The sequence below is a fragment of the Micromonospora sp. NPDC049203 genome, assembly GCF_043197215.1.
Lineage (GTDB): Bacteria > Actinomycetota > Actinomycetes > Mycobacteriales > Micromonosporaceae > Micromonospora.
The window spans coordinates 86912-110849 of the sequence record NZ_JBICSV010000002.1 but is presented as its reverse complement, the minus strand read 5'-3'; the positions used below and the strand labels follow the sequence as shown (position 1 = coordinate 110849).

Sequence of the window (23938 nt, the reverse complement as noted above, 5' to 3'; positions counted from 1 at the left end):
CCGTTCACCGGGTGCCCTCGGCGGGTCGCCGCCCACCCGGCATGCCGCCGGTCACCGGGCGTCCGCCAGGGTGGCCCGGACGCCGTGACGTTCCAGGGCGGTGAGCCAGCCGGTCACCTCGGCACGGAACTCGTCGTCGTCGGCCAGGTCGGCCGGGAACACCTCGCGCAGCGCGAAGACCGCGTCGACCACCCCGGCCGGAGTGTGCGCTCCGGCGGCCAGCGCGGCACGCAGCCGGTCGGCGAGCGGGTCGTCCAGCGGCAGCGGCCGGCCGTCGTCGGCGTACCCGAGCAGGAACCGCAGCCAGGCGGCCACCACGAGCGCGCTCCACCGCGCCGACCGGCCGGCCGCCCGCAGGTCGGCGACTGTGTGCAGCACCCGCTGCGGCAGCTTCTGCGAGCCGTCCATGGCGACCTGCGTCGTCCGGTGCCGGATCGCGGGGTTGGCGAAGCGGGCGAGCACCTGCTCGCCGTAGTCGGTCACGTCGGCGCCGGGCGGCGGGGTGAAGCTCGGCGTGATCTCCTCGGCGAGCAGCCGCCGCAGCACCGCCTCCAGGTGCGGCAGCGCCAGCGCCTCGGCCACCGTCTCCGCGCCGGCCAGCGCGCCCAGGTACGCGATGGCCGAGTGCACGCCGTTCAGCGCCCGCAGTTTCAGCCGCTCCCACGGGCCGGCGTCGTCGGTGAGGATCGCGCCGGACCGCTCCCAGGCCGGACGCCCGCCGGGGAAGTCGTCCTCGATCACCCACTGCGACCACGGTTCGGCGGCGACCGCCGCCAGGTCGGTCACGCCCAGCGCCCGCCGGGCGGTGTCCCGGGTCTCGTCGGTGCTGGCCGGCACGATCCGGTCGACCATGGTGCCGGGGCAGGTCACTGCCGCCAGGACCCGCTCGGCGCTCGCGTCCGGCACCCGGGCCAGCGCGAGGCACTGCTCCACCAGGCCGCGCAGCCGGCGCCCGTTGGCGGGCAGGTTGTCGCAGCTCACCAGCGCGATCGGCCCGGCGTCGGCGGCGGCGCGGGCGAGCAGCCCGCGCACCAGCAGACCCGGCACGGTACGCGGGGGACGGCCGGTGGTGAGGTCGGCGGTCAGGTCCGCGTCCACTGTGAGCGCGGCGGTCACCGGGTCGAGCCGGTACGCCTTCTCGGTCACCGTCAGCGTGACCACCCGGATCGCCGGGTCGGCGAGCAGGCCGGACACCGCGTCCGGGTCGCTCGCGGCGTGGCGTACCCCGGCGAGAGCGCCGACCACCCGGGTCGCCGCGGCGTCGGGGGCGAGCGTGGTGACGCTGAACAGGCAGTCCTGCGCGGCGAGGGCGTCGACCACGTCGGTGCTGCGCGGGGCGACGCCGACGATGCCCCAGTCGCCGCCGGCCGCGCCGACCGCCGCCTCGGTGTGCACGGCCTGGTGGGCGCGGTGGAAGGCGCCGACGCCGAGGTGGACGATGCCGGCGGGCACGGTGCCGGGGCGCAGCAGCGGCCGGGACTCCGGCGGCAGGTGGCGCAGCGTGGCCAGGCCGAGCCGGCCGGGGGTCAGCGCCATGCCGGGCCGTCCGGGAAGCGGAACCGCGCGATCGACTCCTGGCGCATGGTGGAGCTGTAGCCGGGCTCGGTGGGCAGCAGGTAGCGGCCGCCCCGGGTGCGGACCGGGTCGGTGAAGTGCTCGTGCAGGTGGTCGACGTACTCGACCATGCGGCCGTCCAGGCTCGTGCCGACCCGCAGGTGGTCGAAGATCGCGAGGTGCTGCACGTACTCGCACAGGCCCACACCGCCCGCGTGCGGGCAGACCGGCACGCCGAACTTCGCCGCCAGCAGCAGTTCGGCGAGCACCTCGTCCACGCCGCCGACGCGGCAGGCGTCGACCTGCATCACGCCGATCGCCTCGGCCTGGAGCAGCTGCTTGAAGATCACCTTGTTGGCGGCGACCTCGCCGGTGGCGACCCGGCAGCGTCCGCCGGTCAGCTCGGTGACCGCGCGGGCGATCCGGGCGTGCCCGAGCACGTCGTCGGCGTGCGTGGGCTCCTCGATCCAGTACGGGTCGACAGTGGCGAGCACGCCCATCGCGGCGATCGCCTCGTCCACGTCCCACACCTGGTTGGCGTCCATCATCAGCAGCGCGTCCGGGCCGATCTCGGACCGGATGATCCGGGCCCGCCGCAGGTCGTCCTCGATCCGCCCGCCGACCTTCATCTTCATCGCGCGCCACCCCGCGGCGTACGCGTCGCGGGTCAGCGCGCGCACCCGCTCGTCCGGGTAGCCGAGCCAGCCGACCGAGGTGGTGTACGAGGGGAACCCGTCGCGTTCCAGCCCGGCGAGCCGGTCGGCCAGGCCGTCGCGTCCCTTGTCGAGGATGGCCGCCGCCTCGTCGGGGGTGAGCGCGTCGGTGATGTGGTGGAAGTCGACTGTCGCCACCAGCTCGTCGGTGGGCATCTCGGCGAGGAACCGCCACATCGGCTTGCCGGCCAGCTTGGCGCGCAGGTCCCAGACCGCGTTGACGAGCGCGCCGGTGGCCATGTGGATGACGCCCTTCTCCGGGCCGAGCCAGCGCAGTTGCACGTCGGCGGCCAGGGAGCGCCAGAACGCGACCGGTTCGGCGGCGATCTCGGCGACGGTGCGTCCCCGCACGTGGTGGGCGAGCGCGCGGACCGCCGCGCAGGTGATCTCGTTGCCCCGCCCGTTGGTGAACGTGAACCCGGTGCCGGTCGGGCCGCCGTCGGTGGTCAGCTCCACGTACGTGGCCGAGTAGTCGCCCCGGTTTATCGCGTCCGAGCCGTCGCCGCTGGCGGCGGTGGGGAAGCGCACGTCGTGCACCTCGACGTCGACGATTGTGGTCATGCGGGTCCACCTCCGAACTTGAAGACCTGCTTGGGCAGCCGGTACGCCAGGTCGACGATGGTCTCGGCGGCCTCGTCCCCGGTCAGGCGGTGCTCGGCGACGAGGCGGGCCAGGAATCCGGCGTCGACCCGGCGGGCCACGTCGTGGCGTACCGGGATGGAGCAGAACGCGCGGGTGTCGTCGACGAACCCGGCGGTGTTGTAGAAGCCGGCCGTCTCGGTGACCGCCTCCCGGAACCGGCGCAGCACCTCGGGGGAGTCCAGGAACCACCAGGGCGCGCCGAGGCGCAACGCCGCGTACCCGCCCGCGAGCGGCGCGAGTTCCCTGGTGAACGTGTCCTCGTCGAGCGTGTAGAGCACCACCGTGAGCCGGCGGTCGTTGCCGTGCGCGTCCAGCAGCGGGGCGAGGGCGTGCACGTACTCGGTGGCCTGCGGCACGTCCCCGCCGACGTCGCGGCCGTGCCGGGCGTGCAGCCACCGGTTGTGGTTGCGGACCGCGCCGGGGTGCAGCTGCATGACCAGGCCGTCGTCGAGCGACATCCGGGCGAACTCCAGCAGCATGTGCGCCCGGAACGCCTCCGCGTCGCGCGTGTCGGCCAGGCCGCGCCGGCCCCTGTCGTAGAGCGCGGCGGCCTGCGCCGGACTGAGATCGAGGGTACGGGCGGTGGGGTGCCCGTGGTCGGACGAGGTGGCGCCGGCGGCGGCGAACGCCTCCCGCCGGGCCCGCAGCGCGGCCAGGTATCCGGCGTACGTGCCGGTGTCCTCGCCGGAGACCTCGGCGAGGCGGTCCACGTTCGCCGACCAGCCGCCGAACTCCATGTCCACCACGTCGTCGGGGCGGAACGTGGTGACCACCCGGCCACCCGGCCCGCCCCAGCCGTCGGCGGCGAGCTTGGCGTGCCGGCCCAGGTCGTCCAGCGGCGACTCGGTGGTGGCGAGCACCTCGATGCCGAAGCGTTCGAACAGCGCCCGGGGCCGGAACCCCGGTTCGGCCAGCCGGGCGGCGAGCGCGTCGTAGACGTCGTCGGCGGTGGCCGGGCCCAGCGGCGTGTCGACGCCGAACACGTTCCGGAACGTCTGCTCCAGCCACAGCCGTGACGGGGTGCCGCGGAACAGGTGCCAGTGCGCGGCGAAGCGCCGCCAGACGGTCCGCCCGTCGGTCTCCACCGGGCTGCCGTCGACGCTCGGCACGCCCAGGTCGGCCGGGGGTACGCCCTGGCTGAGCAGCATCCTGGTCAGGTAGTGGTCGGGCACGATCAGCAGCCGGGCCGGGTCGGGGAACGGCTGGTCCTCGGCCAGCAGCCCGGGGTCGACGTGCCCGTGCGGGGAGATGATCGGCTGCTGGGCGGCGAGCGCGTACAGCTCGCGCGCCAGGGCGCGCAGGCCGGGCTCGGCGGGCAGCAGCAGGTCGCTGGGGGAGATGATCGGCACGGGGGCGGGCTCCTCGGTCAGGGCAGGGTGAGCAGGTCGGCGACCCGGACGGGCACGCCGGTCTCCAGCGAGCGGTTGGCGGCCAGGCCGGTGAGCAGCGCCAGTGCGCCGTCGCGGGCGGTGGCGGCCCGGCCGAGCGGGTCGGGTTCGCCGCCGAGCAGCACCCGGGTCATCCGGGTGTCCGCGCCGCCGTGCCCGCGCCGGGTCCAGCCCTCGACCGGGATCTCCTGCGGCGGCGCCCAGAACGGGCGCAGCGTGAGCCGGGCCGCGCCCCGCTCCACCGCCGCCTCGTCGCCGTGCAGGGCCGCGCCCTTCAGGGCACCGGCGACGGCCGGGCTGACGTGGTCGCTCTCGGTCACCTCCAGTTCGAGGCGGCCCCGGCTGCCGTTGACCATCACCCGGTAGCCCTCCCAGGGGGCGTACGCGGTCAGGTGGTAGGTCATCGTCGCGCCGGTGTCGTAGCGGGCCAGCAGGGCGAGGTCGTCCTCGATGGTCACGCCGGGGGCGAAGACGTTGCGGTCGCGGTGGTAGCCGTCCTCGGCCTCGGCGTCGAGGTACAGCTCGCGCAGCCGCGGGTGGTCGGCGAGGCGCAGCGCGAACGGGTCGCCGTCGGCGGCGGGGGAGCCGTGTGCCCGGTCGTAGTCGCGGGCATAGCCGTGCCGGCGGCCGTGGGCGCCGTAGAAGAACAACCTGCCGTACGCGTGCACCTCGACCGGGCGGGCGTCGAGCCACCAGTTGACCAGGTCGAAGTGGTGGCCGGACTTGTGCACGAGCAGCCCGCCGGAGACGGACTTGTCGCGGTGCCAGCGGCGGAAGTAGTCGGCGCCGTGGCGCACGTCGAGCAGCCACTCGAAGTGCACCGATCCGATCTCGCCCACCGCGCCGTCGGCGAGCAGCCGCCGGACCTGCTCGTGCAGCGGGTTGTAGCGGTAGTTGAACGCGACTGTGACGCGCCGGCCGGTCTCGGCGACCGCGTCGAGGATGCGGCGGCACCGGTCCGCGTCGACGGTCATGGGCTTCTCCACGACCACGTCGCAACCGGCCCGTAGCGCCGCCGTCACGTACTCGTCGTGGGTGGCGTCCACGCTGGTCACCAGCGCCACGTCGACGCGTTCCTTCGCGAGCATGGCGGTGAAGTCGGCGGCGGCGTACGTGGGCACCGGCGGGTGGCCCAGCTCGGCCAGCCAGCGGTTGTGCGCGTCCATCCTCGTCTGGTTGACGTCGGCGAGCGCGACCAGCTCGGCGGTGTCGGCGTGGTCGAGCGCGAGGGCGCGGACGAACATCTCGGCGCGCGCTCCGGCACCCACCAGGGCGTGGCGGACCCGTTCCCGGGCCGGTGGTGACATGACGTCGGCCTCCCCGGCAGTCGGCTGCAAAGGTTTGCAGCCGAAGAAACCACGACGATGGATACGTCGTCAACGGTTGCCGGCCAAGCCGCCCTATCCATCCGCATTGATCAGCATTCATGCGTGCGATGGGAACGCCGGCGAAATCGAGCCGCAACAATGGACCGTTGACACGGGCGCAACCGTTTGCATTAATGGGCGGCACCCGTGACGCCCACCACATCGGACGAGGGAGCCCGCCGTGCCAGCCACCATCCGGGACGTCGCCCGCGCCTCCGGTGTGCACATCTCCACCGTGTCCCGGACGTTCTCGGCCCCGCACCTGGTCAACCCGGAGACCCGGGTCCGGGTGCTGGCCTGCGCGGAGGACCTCGGCTACCGGCCCAACCGGGCCGCCCGGGCCCTCATCACCGGCCGTACGCACAACATCGGCCTGATCGTGGCCGACATCGCCAACCCGTTCTTCCCGCCGCTGATCAAGGCGGCGGAGGGGCAGGCCCGGCACCGCGACTACCACGTCTTCGTGGCCGACACCAACGAGGACCCGGTCGCCGAGGAGGACCTGGTCCACGCCCTGGCCAAGCAGGTCGACGGCGTGCTGCTGTGCAGCCCCCGGATGAGCAACAGCCTGATCGAGCAGGTCAGCCGCGAGGTCCCGGTGGTGGTGATAAACCGCCAGGTCGCCGGCCTGCCCTGCGTGATGATGGACGTCGGGCAGGGCGCCCGGGCCGCGATCGAGCACCTGCTCGGGCTCGGCCACCGCCGGATCGCGCTGCTCGGCGGGCCGCGCGGCTCCTGGACCGCCCGGGAGATGCGCCGCGCCGCGACCGCCGCCGCCCGGGGCGGGGGAGCGGAGCTGACCATTCTCGGACCCAACCAGCCCACCGAGACCGGCGGCGGCGCCCTGGCCGAACAGGTACGCCGCAGCGGCGTCACCGCCGTGCTCGCCTACAACGACCTGATGGCGATCGGCCTGATCGAAGGGCTGGACGCGATCGGGGCGCGGGTGCCGCACGACGTCAGTGTCGTCGGCGTCGACGACATCGCGCTGAGCCGGCTCACCCGCCCCAAGTTGACGACGGTGGCCACGCCGACCGCGGCCGCCGGCCGGACGGCCGTCGACATGCTGCTGCAACTCGACTCCGACGCGCCACGCGGCGCCCGGGGCCGGGGCCCGGCGGCCGGCGACCGTCGCACCACCGCACAGGTAATGCTCCAGACCGAACTGGTCGTCCGCGACTCGACCGGGCCCGTCCCCGCGCCCGGCCGGGACGGCACCGGAGCCTGAGCAGGTGGCCCGGGCCCGCACAGCACTGCGGACCCGGGCGGCCCGTGGACGGCCGCCGGTGACGTCGTCGCCTCCCAAAGCCGAGGAGTGAGCGCAGATGCACCCCGCAACGTCCCCCACCGCCGGCGTACCCGCCGGGCGGGATCACCGTACCCCTCTGACCCGACGCCGACTCGTGCGCGGCCTGGCCGCCGTCGCGCTCGCCGTGCCCCTCGCCCTGGGCGCGGCCGGCTGCGGCGACGACTCCGCCGGCGGCGACGGCGGCCCGGTCAAACTCTCCGTCTTCTGGTGGGGCGGCGAGGCCCGGGCCAAGCTCACCGAGGACGCCCTGGCCCTCTACACCAAGAAGCACCCGGACGTGACGTTCGAGAAGACCTGGCAGGCCAACCAGGGCTACTTCGACAAGCTCGCCACGCTGACCGCCGGCGGCAACCCGCCCGACCTGTTCCAGATCGACGACAACTACCTGGCCGAGTACGCCGGCCGCAGCACCACGCTCGACCTGGGCAGCTACCGCGACTCCGGCAAGCTCGACGTGTCGAAGTTCCCCAAGAGCCTGCTGGAGTACGGCGTGGTCGACGGCAAGCTCGCCGGGGTGGCCGCCGGGGAGAACACCCAGGGCCTGGTCTACAACAAGACGCTGCTGACCAAGAACGGGCTGCCCGAGCCGACCACCGGGATGACCTGGGAGGAGCACATCGCCTGGGCCGAGCAGGTGGCGAAGAAGACGAAGGTGCCCGGCACCCAGGACCCGAGCGCCGACTACAAGGCGCTCTGGGTGTGGCTGCGTCAGCAGGGCAAGGACCTGTACAAGGGCAAGGAGCTCGGCTTCACCGTCGAGGACGTGACGAGGTGGTTCGAGCTGTGGAAGGGCGCGCGGGACCGGGGCGCCACCCCGACGCCGGACGTCATCCACCAGGGCAACGCCACCGACATCACCAAGCAACTAGTGGTCACCGGCAAGGCGGCCACCTCCTGGGTCTGGGCCAACCAGATGCCGGACCTGAAGAAGAACACCAAGGACGAGCTGGGCGTGATCGCGTACCCGGGTGACCCGAGCGCCCAGTGGGCGCGGGCCTCGATGTACTGGTCGGTGTTCAAGGGCAGCAAGCACAAGGACGTCGCCGTCGACGTGATCAACTTTCTGAACAACGACCCGGAGGCGGTGGCGCTGCTCGGCACCGACCGTGGCCTGCCGTCCAACATGGACCTGCGGGCCAAGGTCAGCGAGACCACCACCGACCCGGCCATGAAGCAGTCCATCCAGGTCGAGTCCGAGCTGGCGCAGAAGTTCGGCGCCTCGCCGCAGGTGCCGATCAAGGGCCACAGCAAGGTCAAGTCCGAGCTGACGAAGGCCGCCGAGAACGCCCAGTACGGCCGTGCCACCCCGGCCCAGGCGGCCGAGCAGTTCGTCACCGCCTGCAAAGCCGCGATCGCCTGACCCCACGAAAGGACCGGTCCCGTGGCTCTCACCACGGTGCCCGGCCGGACCCCGCGTACCGGACCGGCCGGCCCCCGCCCCACGCGGCGCGGGGCCGGCCGGGCCCGGCTCGGCGAGGGTCTGGCGGGGTACGTCTTCCTCTCGCCCTGGCTCATCGGACTGATGGGCGTCACGGCGATCCCCATGTTGCTCTCGCTCTGGCTGAGCTTCACCGACTACGACATCCTCACCCCGCTGTCCGAGGTGCGGTGGGTGGGGCTGGCCAACTACGAGCGGATGTTCACCGCCGACCCGTCGTACTGGCACGCGGTGCGGGTCACGCTGACGTTCGCGCTGATCGCGGTGCCGCTGAAGCTGGCCGCCGCGCTCGGTGTGGCGCTGCTGCTCAACCGCGCCTGGCGCGGCGTCGGGCTGTTCCGCAGCCTGTTCTACCTGCCGTCGCTGCTCGGCGGCAGCGTCGCGCTGGCGATCGTCTGGGTAAACATGTTCAACCGGGACGGCGCGTTCAACTCGTTCCTCGCCCTGTTCGGCGTCGAGGGGCTGCCCTGGGTCGCCGACCCGGACTGGGCGCTGGAGACGCTGATGGTGCTGGCGATCTGGCAGTTCGGCGCACCCATGGTGATCTTCCTGGCCGGGCTCAAGCAGGTGCCCACCGAGCTGTACGAGGCGGCGGCCGTCGACGGCGCCGGGGCGTGGCGGCGCTTCCGCGCGGTCACGCTGCCCATGCTCTCCCCGGTGATCTTCTTCAACCTGGTGCTGGAGACGATCAACGGCTTCCAGGGCTTCACCGCCGCGTTCGTGCTCAGCAACGGCACCGGCGGCCCTGTCGACTCCACCCTCATGTACACGCTGAAGCTCTACATCTCCGGCTTCACCGACCTGGAGATGGGCTACGCCTCGGCGATGGCGTGGGTGTTCCTGGTGGCGATCGGCCTGGTCACCGCCGTCTTCTTCAGCACCGGCCGGTTCTGGGTGCACTACTCGGACGGAGACGACTCATGACGGCCCTCGCCACGACCCGCCGCCGTCCGGGCGGCGGCCGGAGCGTGCTGCGGCTGGTCGTGCTGGTGGCGATCGTCGCGGTGGTGCTCTACCCGCTGTTCTGGATGCTCGGCACCTCGGTCAAGTCGCAGGCCGAGATCGCCAGCAACGTCGGCCTGCTGCCGGAACGGCTCACCCCCGGCAACTACCTCGACGGCTGGACCAACTTCGACATCAGCTTCGGCCGGTTCTTCCTCAACAGCGCACTGGTCAGCGGGCTCACCGTCGCCGGCAACGCGCTGTCCTGCCTGCTCGCCGCGTACGCCCTGGGCCGGCTGCGGTTCCGGCTGCGCAAGCTGTGGTTCGCCGTCATGATCGGAACGCTGCTGCTGCCCGGGCACGTGCTGATCGTGCCGCAGTACATCCTGTTCCGCAGCCTCGGCCTGGTCGGCGGCGACTGGCCGTACCTGCCGCTGCTGGTGCCGCAGTTCCTGGCCACCGAGGCGTTCTTCGTCTTCCTCATGGTGCAGTTCATGCGCGGCATCCCGCGCGAGCTGGACGAGGCGGCCACCATCGACGGCGCGTCCCCGTACGGCGTGTTCCGGCACGTCATCCTGCCGCTGAGCCGCCCGGCGCTGGTCACCACGGCGATCTTCTCGTTCATCTGGACCTGGAACGACTTCTTCCGGCAGCTGGTGTTCCTGTCCAGCCTGGAGGACTACACAGTCCCGGTGGCGCTGACCCTGTTCATCGACTCGACCAGCCAGAGCGCCGTCGGCCCCATGTTCGCCATGTCCGTGCTGTCGCTGCTGCCGGTGTTCCTGTTCTTCCTGGCCTTCCAGCGGATGCTCGTCGAGGGCATCAACACCAGCGGGCTGAAGGGATGACCGCCGTGCCCGCCGCCACCGACGCCCTGCCCGCCCATCCCGACACCGTGCCGGCCCGCGCCGACTGGCGGGACACGCTGCGCGAGGCGACCGACCTGGCGCTGCTCGGCTTCGCCGTGGCGCTCGCCGCGCTGCCGGTGCTCACGCTCGCCCCGGCGCTCGCCACCGCCAGCGCCGCGCTGCACGACAGGTCGGTCACCGGCGCCTGGCCCGACGCGCGGACCAGCCTCACCCGGTTCGGCCGCGCGCTGCCCGCCGGGCTCGCGGCCAGCGCCGTCGCGCTCGCCGCCGCCGCGCTGCTCGCCGCCGACCTGGTCGCGCTCGCCACCGGCCGGGTGCCCGGCGGCCGGCCCGCGCTCGCGCTCACCACCGTCGCGGTGGCGGTCCTGCTCGGGTACGCGGGCCTGGTCGCCGTCGCGGTCGGGCGCACCGGCGGCCGGGGCTGGCGGACCGCCGCCCGCCAGGTGGCGCGTTCCTGCCCGGAGCGCCCCGGCGTGTGGGCCGCCGCCTCCGGCGTCTGCGCCCTCGCCCTGGTGCTGGCCGTGCTGGTCACGCCGGTCGCGGTGCCGATCCTCGGCGGCTACGCCCTCGCCGCGCTGCACGCGCTGGATGCCCGCCGCCCGGTGGTGCCGTCGTGACCGCCGAACCCCGGCTGGTCGTGGGCGGTGCCGAGGTGGCCCGGTACGTGCTCCGGCCCGACCTGGACCCGCGCCACGGGCCCCGGCCCTACCTGCATCCGATACGGACCCGGGCCGGCACCCCGGTGACCGACGCGCTCCCGGCCGACCACGTCTGGCACCTCGGCGCGTCGCTGGCCGTGCAGGACGTGGACGGCGTCAACCTGTGGGGCGGCCGGACGTACGTGCGCGGCAGCGGCTACACCTGGCGCGACGACCACGGCGTCATCGCGCACACCGGCTGGCGGGAGCGCGCCGCCGACCGGCTCGACCACGACCTGGAATGGCGGGACCGGCACGGCCGGGTGCTGCTGCGCGAACACCGGCGGATCACCGCCACCCCCGCCGGGGAGGACGCCTGGTGGCTGCACCTGTCCGCCACGCTCACCGCCGCCACCGGCGCCGGCGTGCACCTGGGCAGCCCGGCCACGAACGGCCGGCCGGGCGGTGCCGGGTACGGCGGCTTCTTCTGGCGGGCGGTGGCCGACGGGGAACCGCTGGTGCGGACCGCCGACGCGGCAGGCGAGGAGGCGGTGAACGGCTCGGCCGCGCCCTGGCTGGCGCTGACCGCCACGGCACCGGGTGGCGGCGCGTACACGCTGGTGTTCACCGGTCTGGGGCCGGGCGACAGGTGGTTCGCGCGCAGCGCCATGTACCCGGGCGTCTGCGTCGCGTACGCGTTCGACACCCCGGCCGTGGTCGCCGCCGGGCAGCCCCGGCACAACCGGCACCGGGTGCTGGTCGCCGACGGCCACCTCGACCCGGCCGACGTGGCGGCCCGGCTGGACGCGACGGTCCTCCGGTGAGCGAGCCGCCTGCCCCCGGTGCCGCTGTGGCGGGCCGAGGCGCTACCGCTGCCGAGGGCCGAGGCGGCGCCGGGAGCGGGCCGGAGGTGGTCTGCGTGGGCGAGACGATGGTGGTGCTCGCCCCTGATGACGGCGGGCGGCTGGAGCACGCCGCGCGGCTGGCGGTCGGCGTGGGCGGCGCGGAGTCCAACGTGGCGGCCGGGCTGGCCCGGCTCGGGCACCGCGCGGCGTGGGTCAGCCGGGTCGGTGACGACCCGTTCGGCCGGCGGGTGGTGGCCGAGGTCGCAGCCGCGGGCGTGGACGTCTCACTGGCCACCGTCGATCCGGACGCGCCGACCGGGGTCTACCTGAAGGATCCGGGGCCGGACCGCACCCTCGTGCACTACCACCGGGCCGGGTCGGCCGCGAGCCGCCTCGGCCCGGCCGACCTGGCGCATCCCGGGCTCGCCGGGGCGCGGCTGCTGCACCTGTCCGGGATCACCGCAGCGCTCTCCGGCACCTGCCGTGACCTGCTGACATCGGCGCTGGCCGGGCGCGTGCTGCCGGGAGCCCGGGTCAGCTTTGACGTGAACCACCGGCCGGCGCTCTGGCCCGCCGACCGGGCCGGCCCGGTCCTGCGTGGCCTGGCCGACCGCGCCGACGTGGTGCTGGTCGGGCTGGACGAGGCGGCAGTGCTCTGGTCGGTGGACGATCCGGTGGCGGTCCGCGCGCTGCTGCCCGGCCCGGAGCTGGTGGTGGTCAAGGACGGGCCGGTCGGCGCGACGGCGTTGCCGCGTACCGGGCCGGCGGTGGTCGTGCCGGCGTTGCCGGTGGACGTGGTGGAGCCGGTCGGCGCCGGGGACGCGTTCGCCGCCGGGTTCCTCTCCGGGCTGCTGCGCGGTCTCGACCTGCGAGCCTGCCTGCGGCTGGGTCACCTGACCGCCGCGCCGGTGCTTGCCGTTGCGGGCGACACCGCGCCACCGCCGGACCGGGAGACGATCGCGCGGGCGCTGGCGCTGCCGGACGAGGCGTGGACCGAGCGGTGACGGAAGGGAGCGGAAGATGAGCGGGCACGCCTTCGAGGCCCTGTTCGGCGACGCGCGGGTGATGGTGATCCTGCGTGACCTGCCGCCGGAGGAGACGGTCCGGCTGGCGGAACTGGCCTGGGATCTCGGCATCGCTGTGGTGGAGGTGCCCATCCGTACCCCGGAGGCGGTGCCGGCGCTGCGCGCCGCCGTGACGGCCGGGCGGCGGCGGGACCGGATCGTCGGCGCGGGCACCGTGCGTACCCCGGCGCAGGTCCACGACGCGGTGGCCGCCGGGGCGGCGTTCACGGTGGCGCCGGGCCTGGACCTGGCGGTGGCCGACGCGGCGGCCGGTCTCGGCGTGCCGCACCTGCCCGGCGTGGCCACCCCGACCGAGGCGCAGCGGGCGCTCGACCACGGCCTGGTGTGGCTCAAGGCGTTCCCGGCGGTCAGCCTCGGCCCGGCGTGGTTCCGGGCGGTGGCCGGGCCGCTGCCGGAGGCCCGGTTCGTGGCCACCGGCGGTGTCGACGCCGGCAACGCGGGTGACTTCCTCGCCGCCGGGGCGCGCGTGGTGGCGGTCGGGTCGGCGCTCACCGATCCGGCGCAACTGCCGCGCCTGGCCACGCTCGCCGCAGGCGGGGCGGCCACCTGACCGCCGTGTGGTGGATCCGGTGGCGCGACGACCGTATCTTCGTAGCCGACACGGGGACCCGGCGGCCGAGGAGGATCTGATCCGCGCTCTTGCCAGGCACGCCGACGGCGTGTCGCTGTCCAGTCCTCTGTCCCGGCGGCTGCTGCTGCGTGGCCTGCTGGCCGGCGCGGCCGCAGCGCCGATGACGGGCGCCGCGGCCTGCGGCGACGACGAGGACGCGCCCGTCGACCCGGACGCCCCGGTCGAGCTCTCCGTCTTCTGGTCGGGCACCGAAGCGCGGGCCAGGCTGACCGAGGAGGTGCTGGCCCTCTACACCAGGAAGCACCCGAACGTGACCTTCACGAAGACCTGGCAGACCGACCAGGGCTACTTCGACAGGCTGGCCGAGCTCACCGCCGGCGACAAGGCGCCGGACATCTTCCAGATCGACGACGACCACCTGGCCGAGTACGCGGCGCGGCGGACGCTCGCCGGGCTGCTCTACTACCAGGGGGCGCGCAAGCTGGAGACCCGCCCGATGCACGACAGCCTCTGGCGGTACGGCTACGTGGACGGGGAATTCGTCGGCGTGCCCGCCGGGGAGAACACCCAGGGCCTGGTCTACAACAGGACGCTGCTGACCCGCCACGGGCTGCCCGAGCCGACCACCGGCATGACGTGGGAGCAGCACATCGCCTGGGCCGAGCAGGTGACGAGGAAGGCCGAGGTCCCGGGTACCCAGGATCCGAGCGCCGACGACAAGGCGCTCTGGGTGTGGCTGCGCCAGCAGGGCAAGGATCTGTACCAGGACAAGGGCCTCGGCTTCACCGTCGAGGACGTGACGCGGTGGTTCGAGCTGTGGTCCGGCGCCCGCGACCGGGGGGCGACGCCGACGCCGGACGTCATCCGCCAGGGAAACACCAGCGACGTCACCAGGCAGCTGGTGGTCACCGGCAGGGCGGCCACGTCCTGGGTCTGGGCCGGCCAGATGCCGGACCTGCAGAAGAGCACCACTGACGAGCTGGGCGTGGTGGCGTACCCGGGTGACCCGAGCGCACAGTGGGCCCGCGCCGAGACGTACTGGTCGGTGCACAGGCGCAGCGGGAAGAAGGACGCCGCGGTCGACGTCATCAACTTCATGCTCAACGATCCCGAAGCAGTAGTGCTGCTCGGCACCGACCGTGGCCTGCCGCCCAACATCGACCTGCGCGCCAAGCTCGGCGAGACGGTCACCGACCCGGCCGTGAAGCGGTCCATCCGGTTCGGATCCGAGCTGGCGAAGACGTTCGGCGACGGCCCGCGGCCACCGCTCAAGGGACACCGCGCGGTGAGGTCCGAGCTGGTCAAGGCCGCCGAGAACGCCCAGTCCGGCCGGGCCACCCCGGCTCGGGCGGCGGAACAGTTCGTCGCCGCCGCCTCGGCCGCGATCGCCTGACCGGCCGCGCGGTCACGTGACCGTACGGCCGGACGTGGTGGCGGTGGTCCGGACCGCCTTGACGATCGCCGGGATCGACCCGATCAGCAGCACCAGCGCCCAGATCAGCGCCACCACGGCGAACACCACGGCGCCCAGGTCGTCCAGGATGCTGACCAGGATCACCGGCACCAGGCCGTGCAGGAACTGCAGCACCACTGTGCACAGCAGCGTGGTCAGCGCCAGCGCGACGAGGCCCTTGTTGCGCAGGAACCGGGGCTGGGCGGCGAGCAGCAGCCCGGCCCAGACCAGTTTGAGCAGCAGCGCCAGCCCGAGCAGCGCCGCCGCGTCGTCGACCGGGAAGAACCCCCAGACCGCCAGGTAGGCCAGCGTGCCGAACGGCGGCGCCAGGAACAGCGACACCATCACCGTCAGCTCGACGAACGCGACGACCAGCAGGACCAGCGACACCAGCAGCAGCACGATCGAGAAGACGAGCGTGGCCACGCCCTGCACCCGGCCCTGCACGCGGTCCGGCAGCACCAGGCTCAGGCAGAACAGACCGGTCGTCCAGAGCGCCACCACGTCGATCAGCGCCAGGTAGCCGATGCCGCGCCCGGACGGCTCGGACACCGCGCCGACGTCGCCCAGCTCGACGCCGAGCTGCCCGGCGCTGCCCCGCAGCGCGCCGCTGGCGTCGCCGCCGCCGGTCAGCGCCGCCGCGCCCAGCTCCACGCCCACCACGAGCGCCACCGCGAGCAGGGCCAGCAGCAGGAACGGCTTGCGCAACTCACCCATGCCGCGTCTCCGTACCGGTCAGGACCGGGCCAGCGTGACAGCGCATCCGCCACCTCCCGGACAGCGCAGGAGCACCTCGGTCTCCCGGTCCACAGCCACCTTCGTCACCGCCGGGCCGTCCGCGTCCGGCGCGACCTCGTCGGTGACTGTGACGTCCGCGTCGCCGGGCGCGGGGGCGGTCACCTGGAACGGCGTCGTGCCGCGCAGCACGAGCGTGCGCAGCGCGCCCGGGTCGGCGACCCGCAGCCGGCACACCGTCCCGAAGGTGAGCGCCACCCCGTCGGCGGTGGTGACCGGTTCGGCGGCCGGCGGCAGGCACGTCACCGCCACCGTCGCCGGGTCGACCGTCCCGGATCCGCGCCCGAGCCGGGCCAGCGCGCCCGGCCCGGCCGCCGGGTCGCCCGGGTCGTCGCGGCGACCGGCCACCGCCGTCACGTACAGCGCCACCAGCAGCACAGCAACCGCCACCAGCAGCAGCTTCTGCCGCCCACTCATGGCCGGACGACGGGCGTGAAGCGGATCTCGTCGACCCCGGCGAAGTACCTGTCGGTGCCCTGGGTCTTGCTCACCGCCACCAGCGTCAGCGTGTGCGGGCCGCGGGCCAGCTCCACTGTGCCCACGTCCACCTCGCCGGTGCGGACCACCGTCGGGCTGAACCCGAAGAACGTGTCGCCGACCTGCCGGCCGTCTACCAGCCAGATCGTGTTCGCGTAGTCGAACGAGGTGGTGCGGACGGTGGAGAACCGCCAGGTGCCGTCGGACGGCACGTCCACCCGCACCGTCACCCGGTCACCGACCGCCCGGCCCAGGAAGAACAGTTGCGCGTCGCCGGACCACTCCACGTCGCAGCAGTTCTCCTGCGCCACCACCTCCGCCTTCACGGCACCGGTGGACTGCACCGCAGCGCCGGAGACGAGCGTCTCCGCCTCCACCGCCACCGCATTCGCCTGCGGCGGTGCCGGGGCGTCCGGCCCGCGGGTCACCAGCCAGGCCACCACCCCGGCCACGACCAGCACCAGCGCCGCGGCGGCCGCGATCCACGGCCACGGCGCGCGCTTCGGGGGTACGACGGCCCGCACGTCGTACGTGACCCGGCCGCTGGAGCGGGAACTCTCCTCCGGCGCGGTGTTCGCCGAGTACGCGAACCCGGTCATGTCGTAGCGCCGGGGCGGCGTGCCGGGCGGCACGGCGAGCCGGACCAGGAACGACACCGACCCCTGCCCGGGTACCACCCGCTGCGGTTCGGCGATCGTGAACCAGGCCCGCTGGCTGCCCTCGCCGGGCGCGACGTCGAAGACGACGGTGTCCGGCGCGGTGCCCGGGTTGGACACGGTGAACGTCAGCTCACCGGCGTTGCGGGCATCAAGTGTGAACTGCTCGGCGGCGGCGACGACTGTCCATTCGGTGGTCATGACGGCTCCTCGGGCGGATCGTGGGGCAGGGGTGCGGGCACGTGCGCCCGGCCGACCGCGCGCACCGAAGCCACCCCGGCGGCGGGCTCGGCGTCGTCCGGCCCGGGCGTGGGCGGAGGGCCCGGTTCCGGCGGTCCCGCTGCGGGCGGGCCGGGGTCGGGCGGCGTCGGCTCGGAGGGCGGGCCGTCCGGGCCGGTGACGACCTCGACGGTGACCGCGGCCGGCTTCTCGGCCTCGACGATGCGGGTGACCAGCGCGAGCCGGCCGGCGGCGGCCGGTGGCACCCGCACCACCAGGTGGAACGGCCGATCGGGCGGCTCGTCCAGCACGAACCCGGTCACGCCGGTGGCCAGTTCCAACGCGGTCCGCATCCCGTACGGGGTGCCGCGCCAGCGGGCCAGCAGCGCGCCGTGCGCCACCAGGTCCCGCAGGCGGCCTGCCGGCAACGGCAGTGGCGCGTCGGCGCGGGGCGCGGCGACCACGTGGTCCATCGCCACCCAGCGGGTCAGGTACGCCACGAACCCGTCCGGCGTCCGGTACGGCGCGAACAACGCGTCGACGTCGGCGAGCACCGCCTCGTCCGGGGCGTGCAGCGCCTCCATCACGTCCAGCAGCGCGCCCAGCACGCTGCCCGGGCCGGCGGCCCGCTGGTACGCGGCCGGAAGCAGCCGCTCAATCGCCGCTCGGCGCATCCTGCCGCACCACCTCGATGTCGTGCTCGCCGGAGCAGAGCAGCCAGGTGCCGGGGACGGTGACCACGTCGGCGGTGGCCTGGTTGGCGCTGGCGGTCCAGTCCGCGCCGTCGCCGCTGCGGAACACGCCGCGCTCGCCACCGGCGAGCACCAGCCGCCCGGCGCCGGACGTGCCGGTGGGCGCGGTGGCGGCGATGGCGTCGACCGGGACGAACCGGGTCCGGTCCCGCAACGGCAGCCCGCAGTTGACCATCACCGGCGACCACTGAGGCTGCCCGGCCAGGGTGTCGAGCCGGACCACGCCGCCGCTCTGCGTCGCGGCGAGCGCGAGCGGGCCGCTGAAGGCGAGGTCGCGGCAGGTGCCGCCGATCCAGCCGGACGCCATCGACTGCCACTTCACGTCCGACTCGAACAGCCGGGTGCGATGGCAGCCCTGGCCGGGCTTCTTCGGGTCCGGTTCGCCCGCGCCGCACCACAGCAGCGTGGCCGGGCCGTCGTACTGCACGGCGAGCACCCGGTTGTCCACGTTGGCGAGGCCGACGTGGGCGAACGTGCCGGGCCGTCCCGCCGCCGTGGACAGGTAGACGCCGAATCCGGCCTGCGCGGCGACCGCCACGCCGGGTGCGCCGCGCTCGGAGACGAACGCGCGCACCGCGTAGAAGCCCCGGTCCGCGTCGGCCGGGTCGACGAGGATCTGCAACGGCACCGCGTTCGGCAGCAGCGGCACCTCGTACAGGCCGGTGTCGGTGGCCAGCAGCAGCGCGCCGGTGCCGTCCCGGTCGATCCAGGCCAGGTCGCGTACGCCGGAGTCGAGGTCGGTCAGCAGGGTCCACGTCTCACCCAGGTCGGTGCTCAGCCGCACCCGGGAGCCACCGGCGTCGCGGCTGGTCACCACCGCCACCGAACCGGCCCGGGGGACCACACCGGGGCGTACCGGGGCGGGCGCGGGCACCACCCGCACCACCGTCTCGCCGTCGAACCGGCCGGCCGGTTCCCAGCCGGCACCGGCGTTCGTGGAGCGGAACAGCACCGGGCCGCCGCCTGCGTACCAGGTGTCGGCCTGGTACTGGTCGACCGCCACGGTGCGCACCCGCGCGTCGGGGGCCTCGTCGACCACGAACCGCACCGACTCGACGTAGCGCACGCCCGGCTCGGCGTGCTCCAGCATCCGGTACACGTTCGAGGCGCGCAGCGGCTCGCCGAAGGCCCACCCGGCCGGGTTGAGCGGCGTGGGCAGCGGGCTGAGCGTCTGGTGCAGCCGGTCGTGGATGCGGCGGCGCACCGCGTCCACGTCCTCCTCGCGGCGCACCACCACCCGCGCCTGGATGGACACCGCCTTGTAGCGGGCCCAGCCCGCGCGCACCGCCGTACCCAGGGCCCGGCGGCGTTCCAGGTCGGCCTCGACCCGGCGGCGGGCCTCCTCCACCTCGTGCTCGCGCAGCACCGCCACCGGCAGCCGCCCGCCGGGGCGGGCCGCGTCCGGCACGTACGGCACCAGCACCACCTCGACCTCGCCGGGCCGGGCGAAGCTGTAGACGGCCGCCCTGGTGAACGCCCGCGCCCGCGCCACCGCCCCGGAGCCGGTGGCCAGGATCTCGAAGTCCCGGGCGGTGACCGCGCGCTGCTGGGCGAAGAACTCGTACGGCCCGCGCGCCAGCACCGACTCCAGCGACTCCAGCTCCCGCCCGCCGGTGGCCGGCTCCGGGTTGTCCACGCTCACCCCGGGCAGCGGGTCGCGCAGGCTTGTGAGCACGCCCGCCGCCACGTTGCCGGCGGGCCCGCCGCCGCAGCGGTACCAGAGCCGCACCTGCCGCCCGGCCGGCGGCACCGCAGCCACCGTGGTCGCCCCGGCCGCCCCCTCGACGGCCGGGGCGCCCACGTCCGGGCGCAGGTCCAGCGCCGGGGCGAACGTGACCACCCCGGAGGCCCGGTCCACCAGGTAGACCTTCGCCTGCGGCCCGACCCCGGCGAAGCTGTCCACCGGCCGCCAGATCTCGTACGTGCGCCCCTCGTGCTCGCGGGCCGCCGCGCCCAGCTCCACCGAACCCGCCGGCACCTCCACCCCGAGCAGCAGGTCAATCACCTCGGTGGTCCGCGTCAGCGGCGCGCGGGCGGCCCGGAGGACCTGACCGGGCTGTCCGGTGCCGGTGCCCAGCAGTTCCGCCTCGACCGGCTCGCAGTGGTGCACGCGTACCGTCGCCGTGGTCTCCCCGGCGGGCAGCACCGCCGGTTCGGTGGTCACGAAGACGACCGGCCGGGGGTCCGCGCCGCGGGCCGCGGCGATCCGGGTGCCGGCCGGCACCCGCACCGGGCCGCGGTCCGGGCCGGTCCGGGTCAGGCGCACGTCCGCCCAGGCCGCCGCCGGTGGGTGCCGGGTGACGCCGAGCAGGTTCAGGAACGCCACGTACGCCTTCTCCGGCAACTGGTTCAGCCGGTAGATCATCACCTCGGTCAGGTAGGCGAACGCCTCCAGCAGCGCCATGCCGGGATCGTGCGCGGACAGGTCGGTCCAGTCCGGGCAGGACCGGGCGATGCGTTCCCGCGCCTCGGTGACCAGGTCGAGGAAGGCGCGGTCGTCCAGGTGCGGCACCGGCAGCGTCATGGCGTGCCCTCCTCGTCTCCGGTCTCCTCGTCGGCGGGCAGCAGGTCCACGGAGAACACCAGGTGGCCGGGGGAGAGGCTGGCCCGCACCCGGTAGTCCAGCCGGATCACCAGGCGCCACGGGTCGTCCGGGTCTCCACCGGCGTCCACGTCCAGCACCTCGACCCGCGGCTCCCAGCGCCGGATCGCCTGCCGCACGTAGTGGATCGCCAGCCCGGCGGTGGTGTCGTCGTTGGGCGCGAAGACGAGCCGGTGCAGCCGCGACCCGTACCCGGGGCGCATCAGCCGTTCCCCGGGCGTGGTGGACAGCAGCAGGTACAGCGCCTGGCGTACCGTCTCGTCGCCGTCGGTCATGGCGAGCCCGCCGGCGGCGGTGAGCGCGAGACCACCGGCGCGGCCGGCGTCGAAACCGGCGCCGACGAAGCGGAAGGCCCTCATGCGTCCGCCCCCAGGAATCCCTGCCGCACGTCGCGGACCTGGTGGTGCACGGTGCCCGGCGGGGTGCCGTCGGTCAGCCCGTCCAGGTGGGACAGCACCACCGGCTGCCGGTCCACCCGCACCCACGTGCTGTAACCCACTGTCACGGTCAGCGTGTGCAGGCACGGCTTGATCGTCGGGCCGTAGTTGGGGCAGGCGGTGATGTCGCGCCCCTCCGGGTCGGGACGGATCAGCACCGGCACGGCCTGGACGGTGACCCAGTCCTGGGACGGGCGGTTGCGCACCCGCCCGTCGTGCCCGCAGGTGATCAGCGAGTCGCGGTGGATCCAGCGCATCAGCCACCTCCGGCGGAACGGGCGAGCGTACGGGCCTGCGCGGCGGCGGTCTCGGCGTCCTCGGCCGCCGGTGCGTGCAGGAAGTCGACTGTGCGGCCGCGCACCACGACGGCCCGGCCGGGCGCGGAGAGCACCAGGTCACCGGCGGCGTGCACGGTGGTCAGCTCGGGACGCAGCTCGACGAAGCTGCCCGCGTCGGTGGCCAGCCGCAGCGTGCGGCCGTCGTCGTCGATCACGATCGACTGCCCGGTGCCGGTCCGCATCGACCAGCGGCGCGACCGCCCGGAGACGATCCCGGTGTCGTACGGCTCCACCGCGCCGAACAGCGAACCGAGCACCACGCCCGAGGCGGGTTCGCCGCCGGGCAGCGCCACCAGCACGGTGTCGTCCGGGTCGGGCAGCGCGACGATCCCCTTGCCCCGGCCCGCGCCCGGGCAGAGCACCGCGAGCCAGCCGGCGTCCAGATCGCCGTACGCCGGGAGCGTCACCCGGGCCCGGCCCAGCCCCTCCGGGTCGTCGATGTCCGTGACGGTGCCGAGCGTGACTGTCGCCGCCGGGGGCGCGGCCGACGGCGGCTGGCCGGGCGGCGCGGTGGAGAACCGGGTCAGGTGCCCGTCCGCGTCCACCGTGTGCACCACCTCGGTGAGCACGTACACCCCGGCGACCGGCTCCGGGACGCCCGCGAGGACGATCCGCCGGCCGGGCCGCAGCGCCGGGTCGCCCTCCGCGGTGCCCTCGGCGGTGACGAGCGCCGCCACCCGGGCGTCCAGCCCGGCCTGGGCCAGCGCCGCCAGCTCGTCGTCGCTGCGGCCCGGCTGGTCGACAGCGGTGCGGACGCGGCCCGCGCCGACGTCGCCCGGGTCGGGGCGCAGCGGGATGCGCCGCCCGCTGCGTGCCTCGTCCGCGCGCTGGCTCAGCGCCTCGGCGCGTTGCGGATGCCACCCGAGTACGGCGCACTCCGCGCCGGCCCGGTCCAGGTTCTCGGTGACCCGCAGCGCGTGCACCGTCTCGCCGAGCGTCAACGGCAGCGGCTCCCCGTACCCGTCCAGTGTGAACATCCGCAGCCGGTCGCCGTCGGCGCTCAGGTGCAGCCCGGCCCGGCCGGCCACCTCGCACAGCAGGTCGAGGTCGGTGTGCCGGTGCTGGAGCAGCCGGTCCAGGCGCGGCCCGTCGTCCTCCGCCGCCACGCCCAACCCCAGCCCGGCGCACAGCTCGGCGGCCAGCTCGGCGGCGGTCACCGACTCGAACACCCGCAGTTCCTGCCGTTTGCGCAGCCGGTGCAGCGGGTCGTACGCCCGGATCCGCGCCAGTGCGACGCCGTCACCGGCGTACTCCCGCTCGACCGCTGTCACCTCGCCGGTGAACAGCGCCTCCGCCTGGCCGTCGAGGCGTACGCCGACTGTGGCGCCGGGGCGTACCGGCGGGTCGAGCGGGCCCGCGCCGGGAGCGGCGGTGAGCGTCAGCTCGCACTGCGCCGGCCGGTCGAGGCGGGCGGCGACGCGGATGCCGCGCAGCCGGGACGGGTCGGCCAGCGGCCGGCCGTCGACTGTGACCAGGGCGGCTCGGCTCACGGGGCACCCCCGGCGGACGCGGCCACCGTCGCGCACCACACCGGCACCAAGGTCGCTCGCCGCGCGGCGCCGGTGGTGTGGCCCGTCACGGGGTGCCGCCCGTGGTGACCGCGTCGGGCGGGGCCGTGGCGGCGCCGACCGGGGGGACGGCGAGCGCGGTGCCGGCGGGCACGGTGAGCGGGTCGGTGATGCGGTTGTGCTCGGCGAGCAGCCGCCAGCGCAGCGGCGAGCCCAGCGCGTCGTGGGCGAGCAGGTCGAAGCGCACCCCGGACCAGCCCGGCTCGGCCGCCCCGTCGGCGGCGGCGACCACCGCCGACCCGGGCGCGACAGCCGGCGTGCTCGTGGCGGCCAGCTCCTCCTCGAACCCGGAGCGCGCCGCCTCCGCGCCCTCAGCGACGCGGACCAGCTTCAGCCGCAGCCACGACCGCCGGGGCGTGCCGGTGAGCGTGAACGCGTCGAAGCGTTCCGCGATCGCGGTGATCACGCCCGGGACGTTCCAGGTCTTGCCCCAGACCAGGCGGACCAGCGGCGGGCGCAGCCAGCCGTGCTCGACAGCCGAGTTCTCGGCCAGCATCCACAGCGGCCGGGTCAGCGCGCGCACGTCCTCGGGGCGGGCCGGCGACTCCACGAAGTCCACGTCGAAGAGCAGGTCGAGGACCAGTTCGGTACGCCCACCGCCGGTGAAGACCAGCGGGTCGTCGGCCAGCCCGGCGCCGGTGAGCGTCCCGTCGGGCCCGCCACGCGGGCGTACCCCGGCCAGCCGGGTCACCCGGACGGTCTCCGGGTTGAGCAGGCAGTCGACCCGGGTGCCGGACTCGTCCACGAGGAAGGCGACACGCTCCATCAGTCACCCGCCTGTTCCCGGTCCAGCCGGGCCGTGTCGCTCCACGGCGTGGCCCGCTCGGGAAGCCATGCCGGTTCGGCCGGGAGCACCGGCCACGGGTCCGCGTGCGGCGGGCCGCCCTCGGCAGTTTGGTGCGCGGAGACCGCGGTCCGGGTCCGGCCGGAGTCGTCCGGCAGGGCCGGCCACGGGCCGGAAGGCGTGGACTCGGGCCGGTGCCGATATCGCGCCGGACGCTCGCCGTCGGTCGCCGGTCCGGGCCCTTCGGGGTGCGGCTCGGCGGCGCGTCCTCGCTGGTGGGTGGCCGCCTCGGGGAGCCCGAACCGGTCGCCTCCGGCGGGCATGATCGGCCCCGGTCGTGCGTCCAGTGGGGCGGCCGGTCGTGCGGCCTGTCGTGCGGCGGCGAGGAGGAGTGGGAGGACGTCGTCCCGGCTGGGCGACGGGCTCGTCCCGGCGACCACATTCCGGTCCCGTCCGGCCGGCGCCGGGTTCCGGAGTACGTCCCCCCGATCCGCGC

Annotated in this window: 23 protein-coding genes; 9 read left to right on the top strand and 14 right to left on the bottom strand. The window is 74.7% G+C overall.

Going from position 1 to position 23938, the window contains the following annotated elements; genetic code table 11:
* Positions 1 to 51: 51 nt before the first annotated feature.
* The 4 genes from ACGFIA_RS05200 to ACGFIA_RS05185 are packed head-to-tail and all read right to left on the bottom strand — an operon-like array spanning position 52 to position 5604.
* Entirely contained in the window at positions 52 to 1536 is a 1485-nt protein-coding gene (locus ACGFIA_RS05200) for a mannitol dehydrogenase family protein (RefSeq protein WP_357383207.1), read from the bottom strand.
* Positions 1527 to 2828, bottom strand: a complete 1302-nt coding sequence (locus ACGFIA_RS05195) for an enolase C-terminal domain-like protein (protein ID WP_357383209.1) — start codon at positions 2826 to 2828, stop codon at positions 1527 to 1529. Before ACGFIA_RS05195 ends, ACGFIA_RS05200 begins: the two co-directional genes overlap by 10 nt.
* Positions 2825 to 4258, bottom strand: coding sequence for a glucuronate isomerase (gene uxaC / locus ACGFIA_RS05190; RefSeq protein ID WP_393258707.1), 1434 nt, complete (start codon positions 4256 to 4258; stop codon positions 2825 to 2827). The genes ACGFIA_RS05195 and uxaC overlap by 4 nt, the downstream gene beginning before the upstream one ends.
* A gap of 17 nt (positions 4259 to 4275) precedes the next feature.
* Positions 4276 to 5604, bottom strand: coding sequence for a Gfo/Idh/MocA family oxidoreductase (locus tag ACGFIA_RS05185; RefSeq protein WP_357480882.1), 1329 nt, complete (start codon positions 5602 to 5604; stop codon positions 4276 to 4278).
* Between the two features lie 241 nt (positions 5605 to 5845).
* Between ACGFIA_RS05185 and ACGFIA_RS05180 the strand changes: the two genes are divergently transcribed.
* The 9 genes from ACGFIA_RS05180 to ACGFIA_RS05140 all read left to right on the top strand — a co-directional run bounded on the left by ACGFIA_RS05180 (position 5846) and on the right by ACGFIA_RS05140 (position 14754).
* Positions 5846 to 6892, top strand: coding sequence for a LacI family DNA-binding transcriptional regulator (locus tag ACGFIA_RS05180; RefSeq protein WP_357383215.1), 1047 nt, complete (start codon positions 5846 to 5848; stop codon positions 6890 to 6892).
* A 97-nt stretch (positions 6893 to 6989) separates the two neighbouring features.
* Positions 6990 to 8333: an ABC transporter substrate-binding protein gene (locus ACGFIA_RS05175; protein WP_393258704.1), complete on the top strand. Its 1344-nt coding sequence runs from the start codon at positions 6990 to 6992 to the stop codon at positions 8331 to 8333.
* A 21-nt stretch (positions 8334 to 8354) separates the two neighbouring features.
* Positions 8355 to 9335, top strand: coding sequence for a sugar ABC transporter permease (locus ACGFIA_RS05170; protein ID WP_357383219.1), 981 nt, complete (start codon positions 8355 to 8357; stop codon positions 9333 to 9335).
* A complete protein-coding gene (locus ACGFIA_RS05165; RefSeq protein WP_357473819.1) occupies positions 9332 to 10201 on the top strand; it encodes a carbohydrate ABC transporter permease in 870 nt (289 codons plus the stop codon). The genes ACGFIA_RS05170 and ACGFIA_RS05165 overlap by 4 nt, the downstream gene beginning before the upstream one ends.
* Positions 10198 to 10839: a hypothetical protein gene (locus ACGFIA_RS05160; protein WP_357473816.1), complete on the top strand. Its 642-nt coding sequence runs from the start codon at positions 10198 to 10200 to the stop codon at positions 10837 to 10839. The genes ACGFIA_RS05165 and ACGFIA_RS05160 overlap by 4 nt, the downstream gene beginning before the upstream one ends.
* Entirely contained in the window at positions 10836 to 11684 is an 849-nt protein-coding gene (locus tag ACGFIA_RS05155; protein WP_357473813.1) for a PmoA family protein, read from the top strand. The genes ACGFIA_RS05160 and ACGFIA_RS05155 overlap by 4 nt, the downstream gene beginning before the upstream one ends.
* Positions 11685 to 11779: 95 nt before the next feature.
* Positions 11780 to 12709: a sugar kinase gene (locus ACGFIA_RS05150; RefSeq protein ID WP_357473810.1), complete on the top strand. Its 930-nt coding sequence runs from the start codon at positions 11780 to 11782 to the stop codon at positions 12707 to 12709.
* A 16-nt stretch (positions 12710 to 12725) separates the two neighbouring features.
* Positions 12726 to 13340 carry a bifunctional 4-hydroxy-2-oxoglutarate aldolase/2-dehydro-3-deoxy-phosphogluconate aldolase gene (locus tag ACGFIA_RS05145; RefSeq protein WP_357387830.1) on the top strand — a complete coding sequence of 205 codons (615 nt, stop codon included), beginning with the start codon at positions 12726 to 12728 and terminating at the stop codon, positions 13338 to 13340.
* 19 nt (positions 13341 to 13359) lie between these two features.
* Positions 13360 to 14754 (top strand): ABC transporter substrate-binding protein, encoded by a 1395-nt coding sequence (locus ACGFIA_RS05140; protein ID WP_393258701.1) that lies wholly within the window; start codon positions 13360 to 13362, stop codon positions 14752 to 14754.
* A 12-nt stretch (positions 14755 to 14766) separates the two neighbouring features.
* Here ACGFIA_RS05140 and ACGFIA_RS05135 read toward each other — a convergent pair whose 3' ends face one another.
* From ACGFIA_RS05135 to ACGFIA_RS05090, 10 genes are all read right to left on the bottom strand, one after another.
* Positions 14767 to 15531 (bottom strand): hypothetical protein, encoded by a 765-nt coding sequence (locus tag ACGFIA_RS05135; RefSeq protein ID WP_357387828.1) that lies wholly within the window; start codon positions 15529 to 15531, stop codon positions 14767 to 14769.
* An 18-nt stretch (positions 15532 to 15549) separates the two neighbouring features.
* Positions 15550 to 16026 (bottom strand): hypothetical protein, encoded by a 477-nt coding sequence (locus ACGFIA_RS05130; protein WP_357387826.1) that lies wholly within the window; start codon positions 16024 to 16026, stop codon positions 15550 to 15552.
* Positions 16023 to 16943, bottom strand: coding sequence for a hypothetical protein (locus ACGFIA_RS05125; RefSeq protein ID WP_393258698.1), 921 nt, complete (start codon positions 16941 to 16943; stop codon positions 16023 to 16025). Before ACGFIA_RS05125 ends, ACGFIA_RS05130 begins: the two co-directional genes overlap by 4 nt.
* Complete coding sequence (locus ACGFIA_RS05120) at positions 16940 to 17635, bottom strand: phage tail protein (RefSeq protein ID WP_393258696.1); 696 nt, start codon at positions 17633 to 17635, stop codon at positions 16940 to 16942. The genes ACGFIA_RS05125 and ACGFIA_RS05120 overlap by 4 nt, the downstream gene beginning before the upstream one ends.
* Positions 17616 to 20237 (bottom strand): putative baseplate assembly protein, encoded by a 2622-nt coding sequence (locus tag ACGFIA_RS05115; RefSeq protein ID WP_393258694.1) that lies wholly within the window; start codon positions 20235 to 20237, stop codon positions 17616 to 17618. The genes ACGFIA_RS05120 and ACGFIA_RS05115 overlap by 20 nt, the downstream gene beginning before the upstream one ends.
* Positions 20234 to 20674: a GPW/gp25 family protein gene (locus tag ACGFIA_RS05110; RefSeq protein ID WP_262011777.1), complete on the bottom strand. Its 441-nt coding sequence runs from the start codon at positions 20672 to 20674 to the stop codon at positions 20234 to 20236. Before ACGFIA_RS05110 ends, ACGFIA_RS05115 begins: the two co-directional genes overlap by 4 nt.
* Positions 20671 to 21009 carry a hypothetical protein gene (locus ACGFIA_RS05105; protein WP_357387817.1) on the bottom strand — a complete coding sequence of 113 codons (339 nt, stop codon included), beginning with the start codon at positions 21007 to 21009 and terminating at the stop codon, positions 20671 to 20673. The genes ACGFIA_RS05110 and ACGFIA_RS05105 overlap by 4 nt, the downstream gene beginning before the upstream one ends.
* The gene (locus ACGFIA_RS05100) at positions 21009 to 22580 is read right to left on the bottom strand and encodes a phage baseplate assembly protein V (RefSeq protein ID WP_357387816.1); all 1572 of its coding nucleotides are present in this window, start codon (positions 22578 to 22580) and stop codon (positions 21009 to 21011) included. The genes ACGFIA_RS05105 and ACGFIA_RS05100 overlap by 1 nt, the downstream gene beginning before the upstream one ends.
* A gap of 85 nt (positions 22581 to 22665) precedes the next feature.
* Positions 22666 to 23424, bottom strand: coding sequence for a hypothetical protein (locus ACGFIA_RS05095; RefSeq protein WP_357387814.1), 759 nt, complete (start codon positions 23422 to 23424; stop codon positions 22666 to 22668).
* A complete protein-coding gene (locus ACGFIA_RS05090) occupies positions 23424 to 23765 on the bottom strand; it encodes a hypothetical protein (RefSeq protein WP_357387812.1) in 342 nt (113 codons plus the stop codon). Before ACGFIA_RS05090 ends, ACGFIA_RS05095 begins: the two co-directional genes overlap by 1 nt.
* Between the last annotated feature and the right edge of the window lie 173 nt (positions 23766 to 23938).

What these genes read in the sequence shown, in the direction of transcription:
- ACGFIA_RS05200 (WP_357383207.1), bottom strand. Translation starts at nt 1,536, where the DNA reads ATGGCGCTGACCCCCGGCCGGCTCGGCCTGGCCACGCTGCGCCACCTG.
- ACGFIA_RS05195 (WP_357383209.1), bottom strand. Translation starts at nt 2,828, where the DNA reads ATGACCACAATCGTCGACGTCGAGGTGCACGACGTGCGCTTCCCCACC.
- ACGFIA_RS05185 (WP_357480882.1), bottom strand. Translation starts at nt 5,604, where the DNA reads ATGTCACCACCGGCCCGGGAACGGGTCCGCCACGCCCTGGTGGGTGCC.
- ACGFIA_RS05175 (WP_393258704.1), top strand. Translation starts at nt 6,990, where the DNA reads ATGCACCCCGCAACGTCCCCCACCGCCGGCGTACCCGCCGGGCGGGAT.
- ACGFIA_RS05165 (WP_357473819.1), top strand. Translation starts at nt 9,332, where the DNA reads ATGACGGCCCTCGCCACGACCCGCCGCCGTCCGGGCGGCGGCCGGAGC.
- ACGFIA_RS05160 (WP_357473816.1), top strand. Translation starts at nt 10,198, where the DNA reads ATGACCGCCGTGCCCGCCGCCACCGACGCCCTGCCCGCCCATCCCGAC.
- ACGFIA_RS05145 (WP_357387830.1), top strand. Translation starts at nt 12,726, where the DNA reads ATGAGCGGGCACGCCTTCGAGGCCCTGTTCGGCGACGCGCGGGTGATG.
- ACGFIA_RS05135 (WP_357387828.1), bottom strand. Translation starts at nt 15,531, where the DNA reads ATGGGTGAGTTGCGCAAGCCGTTCCTGCTGCTGGCCCTGCTCGCGGTG.
- ACGFIA_RS05130 (WP_357387826.1), bottom strand. Translation starts at nt 16,026, where the DNA reads ATGAGTGGGCGGCAGAAGCTGCTGCTGGTGGCGGTTGCTGTGCTGCTG.
- ACGFIA_RS05125 (WP_393258698.1), bottom strand. Translation starts at nt 16,943, where the DNA reads ATGACCACCGAATGGACAGTCGTCGCCGCCGCCGAGCAGTTCACACTT.
- ACGFIA_RS05120 (WP_393258696.1), bottom strand. Translation starts at nt 17,635, where the DNA reads ATGCGCCGAGCGGCGATTGAGCGGCTGCTTCCGGCCGCGTACCAGCGG.
- ACGFIA_RS05115 (WP_393258694.1), bottom strand. Translation starts at nt 20,237, where the DNA reads ATGACGCTGCCGGTGCCGCACCTGGACGACCGCGCCTTCCTCGACCTG.
- ACGFIA_RS05110 (WP_262011777.1), bottom strand. Translation starts at nt 20,674, where the DNA reads ATGAGGGCCTTCCGCTTCGTCGGCGCCGGTTTCGACGCCGGCCGCGCC.
- ACGFIA_RS05105 (WP_357387817.1), bottom strand. Translation starts at nt 21,009, where the DNA reads ATGCGCTGGATCCACCGCGACTCGCTGATCACCTGCGGGCACGACGGG.
- ACGFIA_RS05095 (WP_357387814.1), bottom strand. Translation starts at nt 23,424, where the DNA reads ATGGAGCGTGTCGCCTTCCTCGTGGACGAGTCCGGCACCCGGGTCGAC.
- ACGFIA_RS05090 (WP_357387812.1), bottom strand. Translation starts at nt 23,765, where the DNA reads ATGCCCGCCGGAGGCGACCGGTTCGGGCTCCCCGAGGCGGCCACCCAC.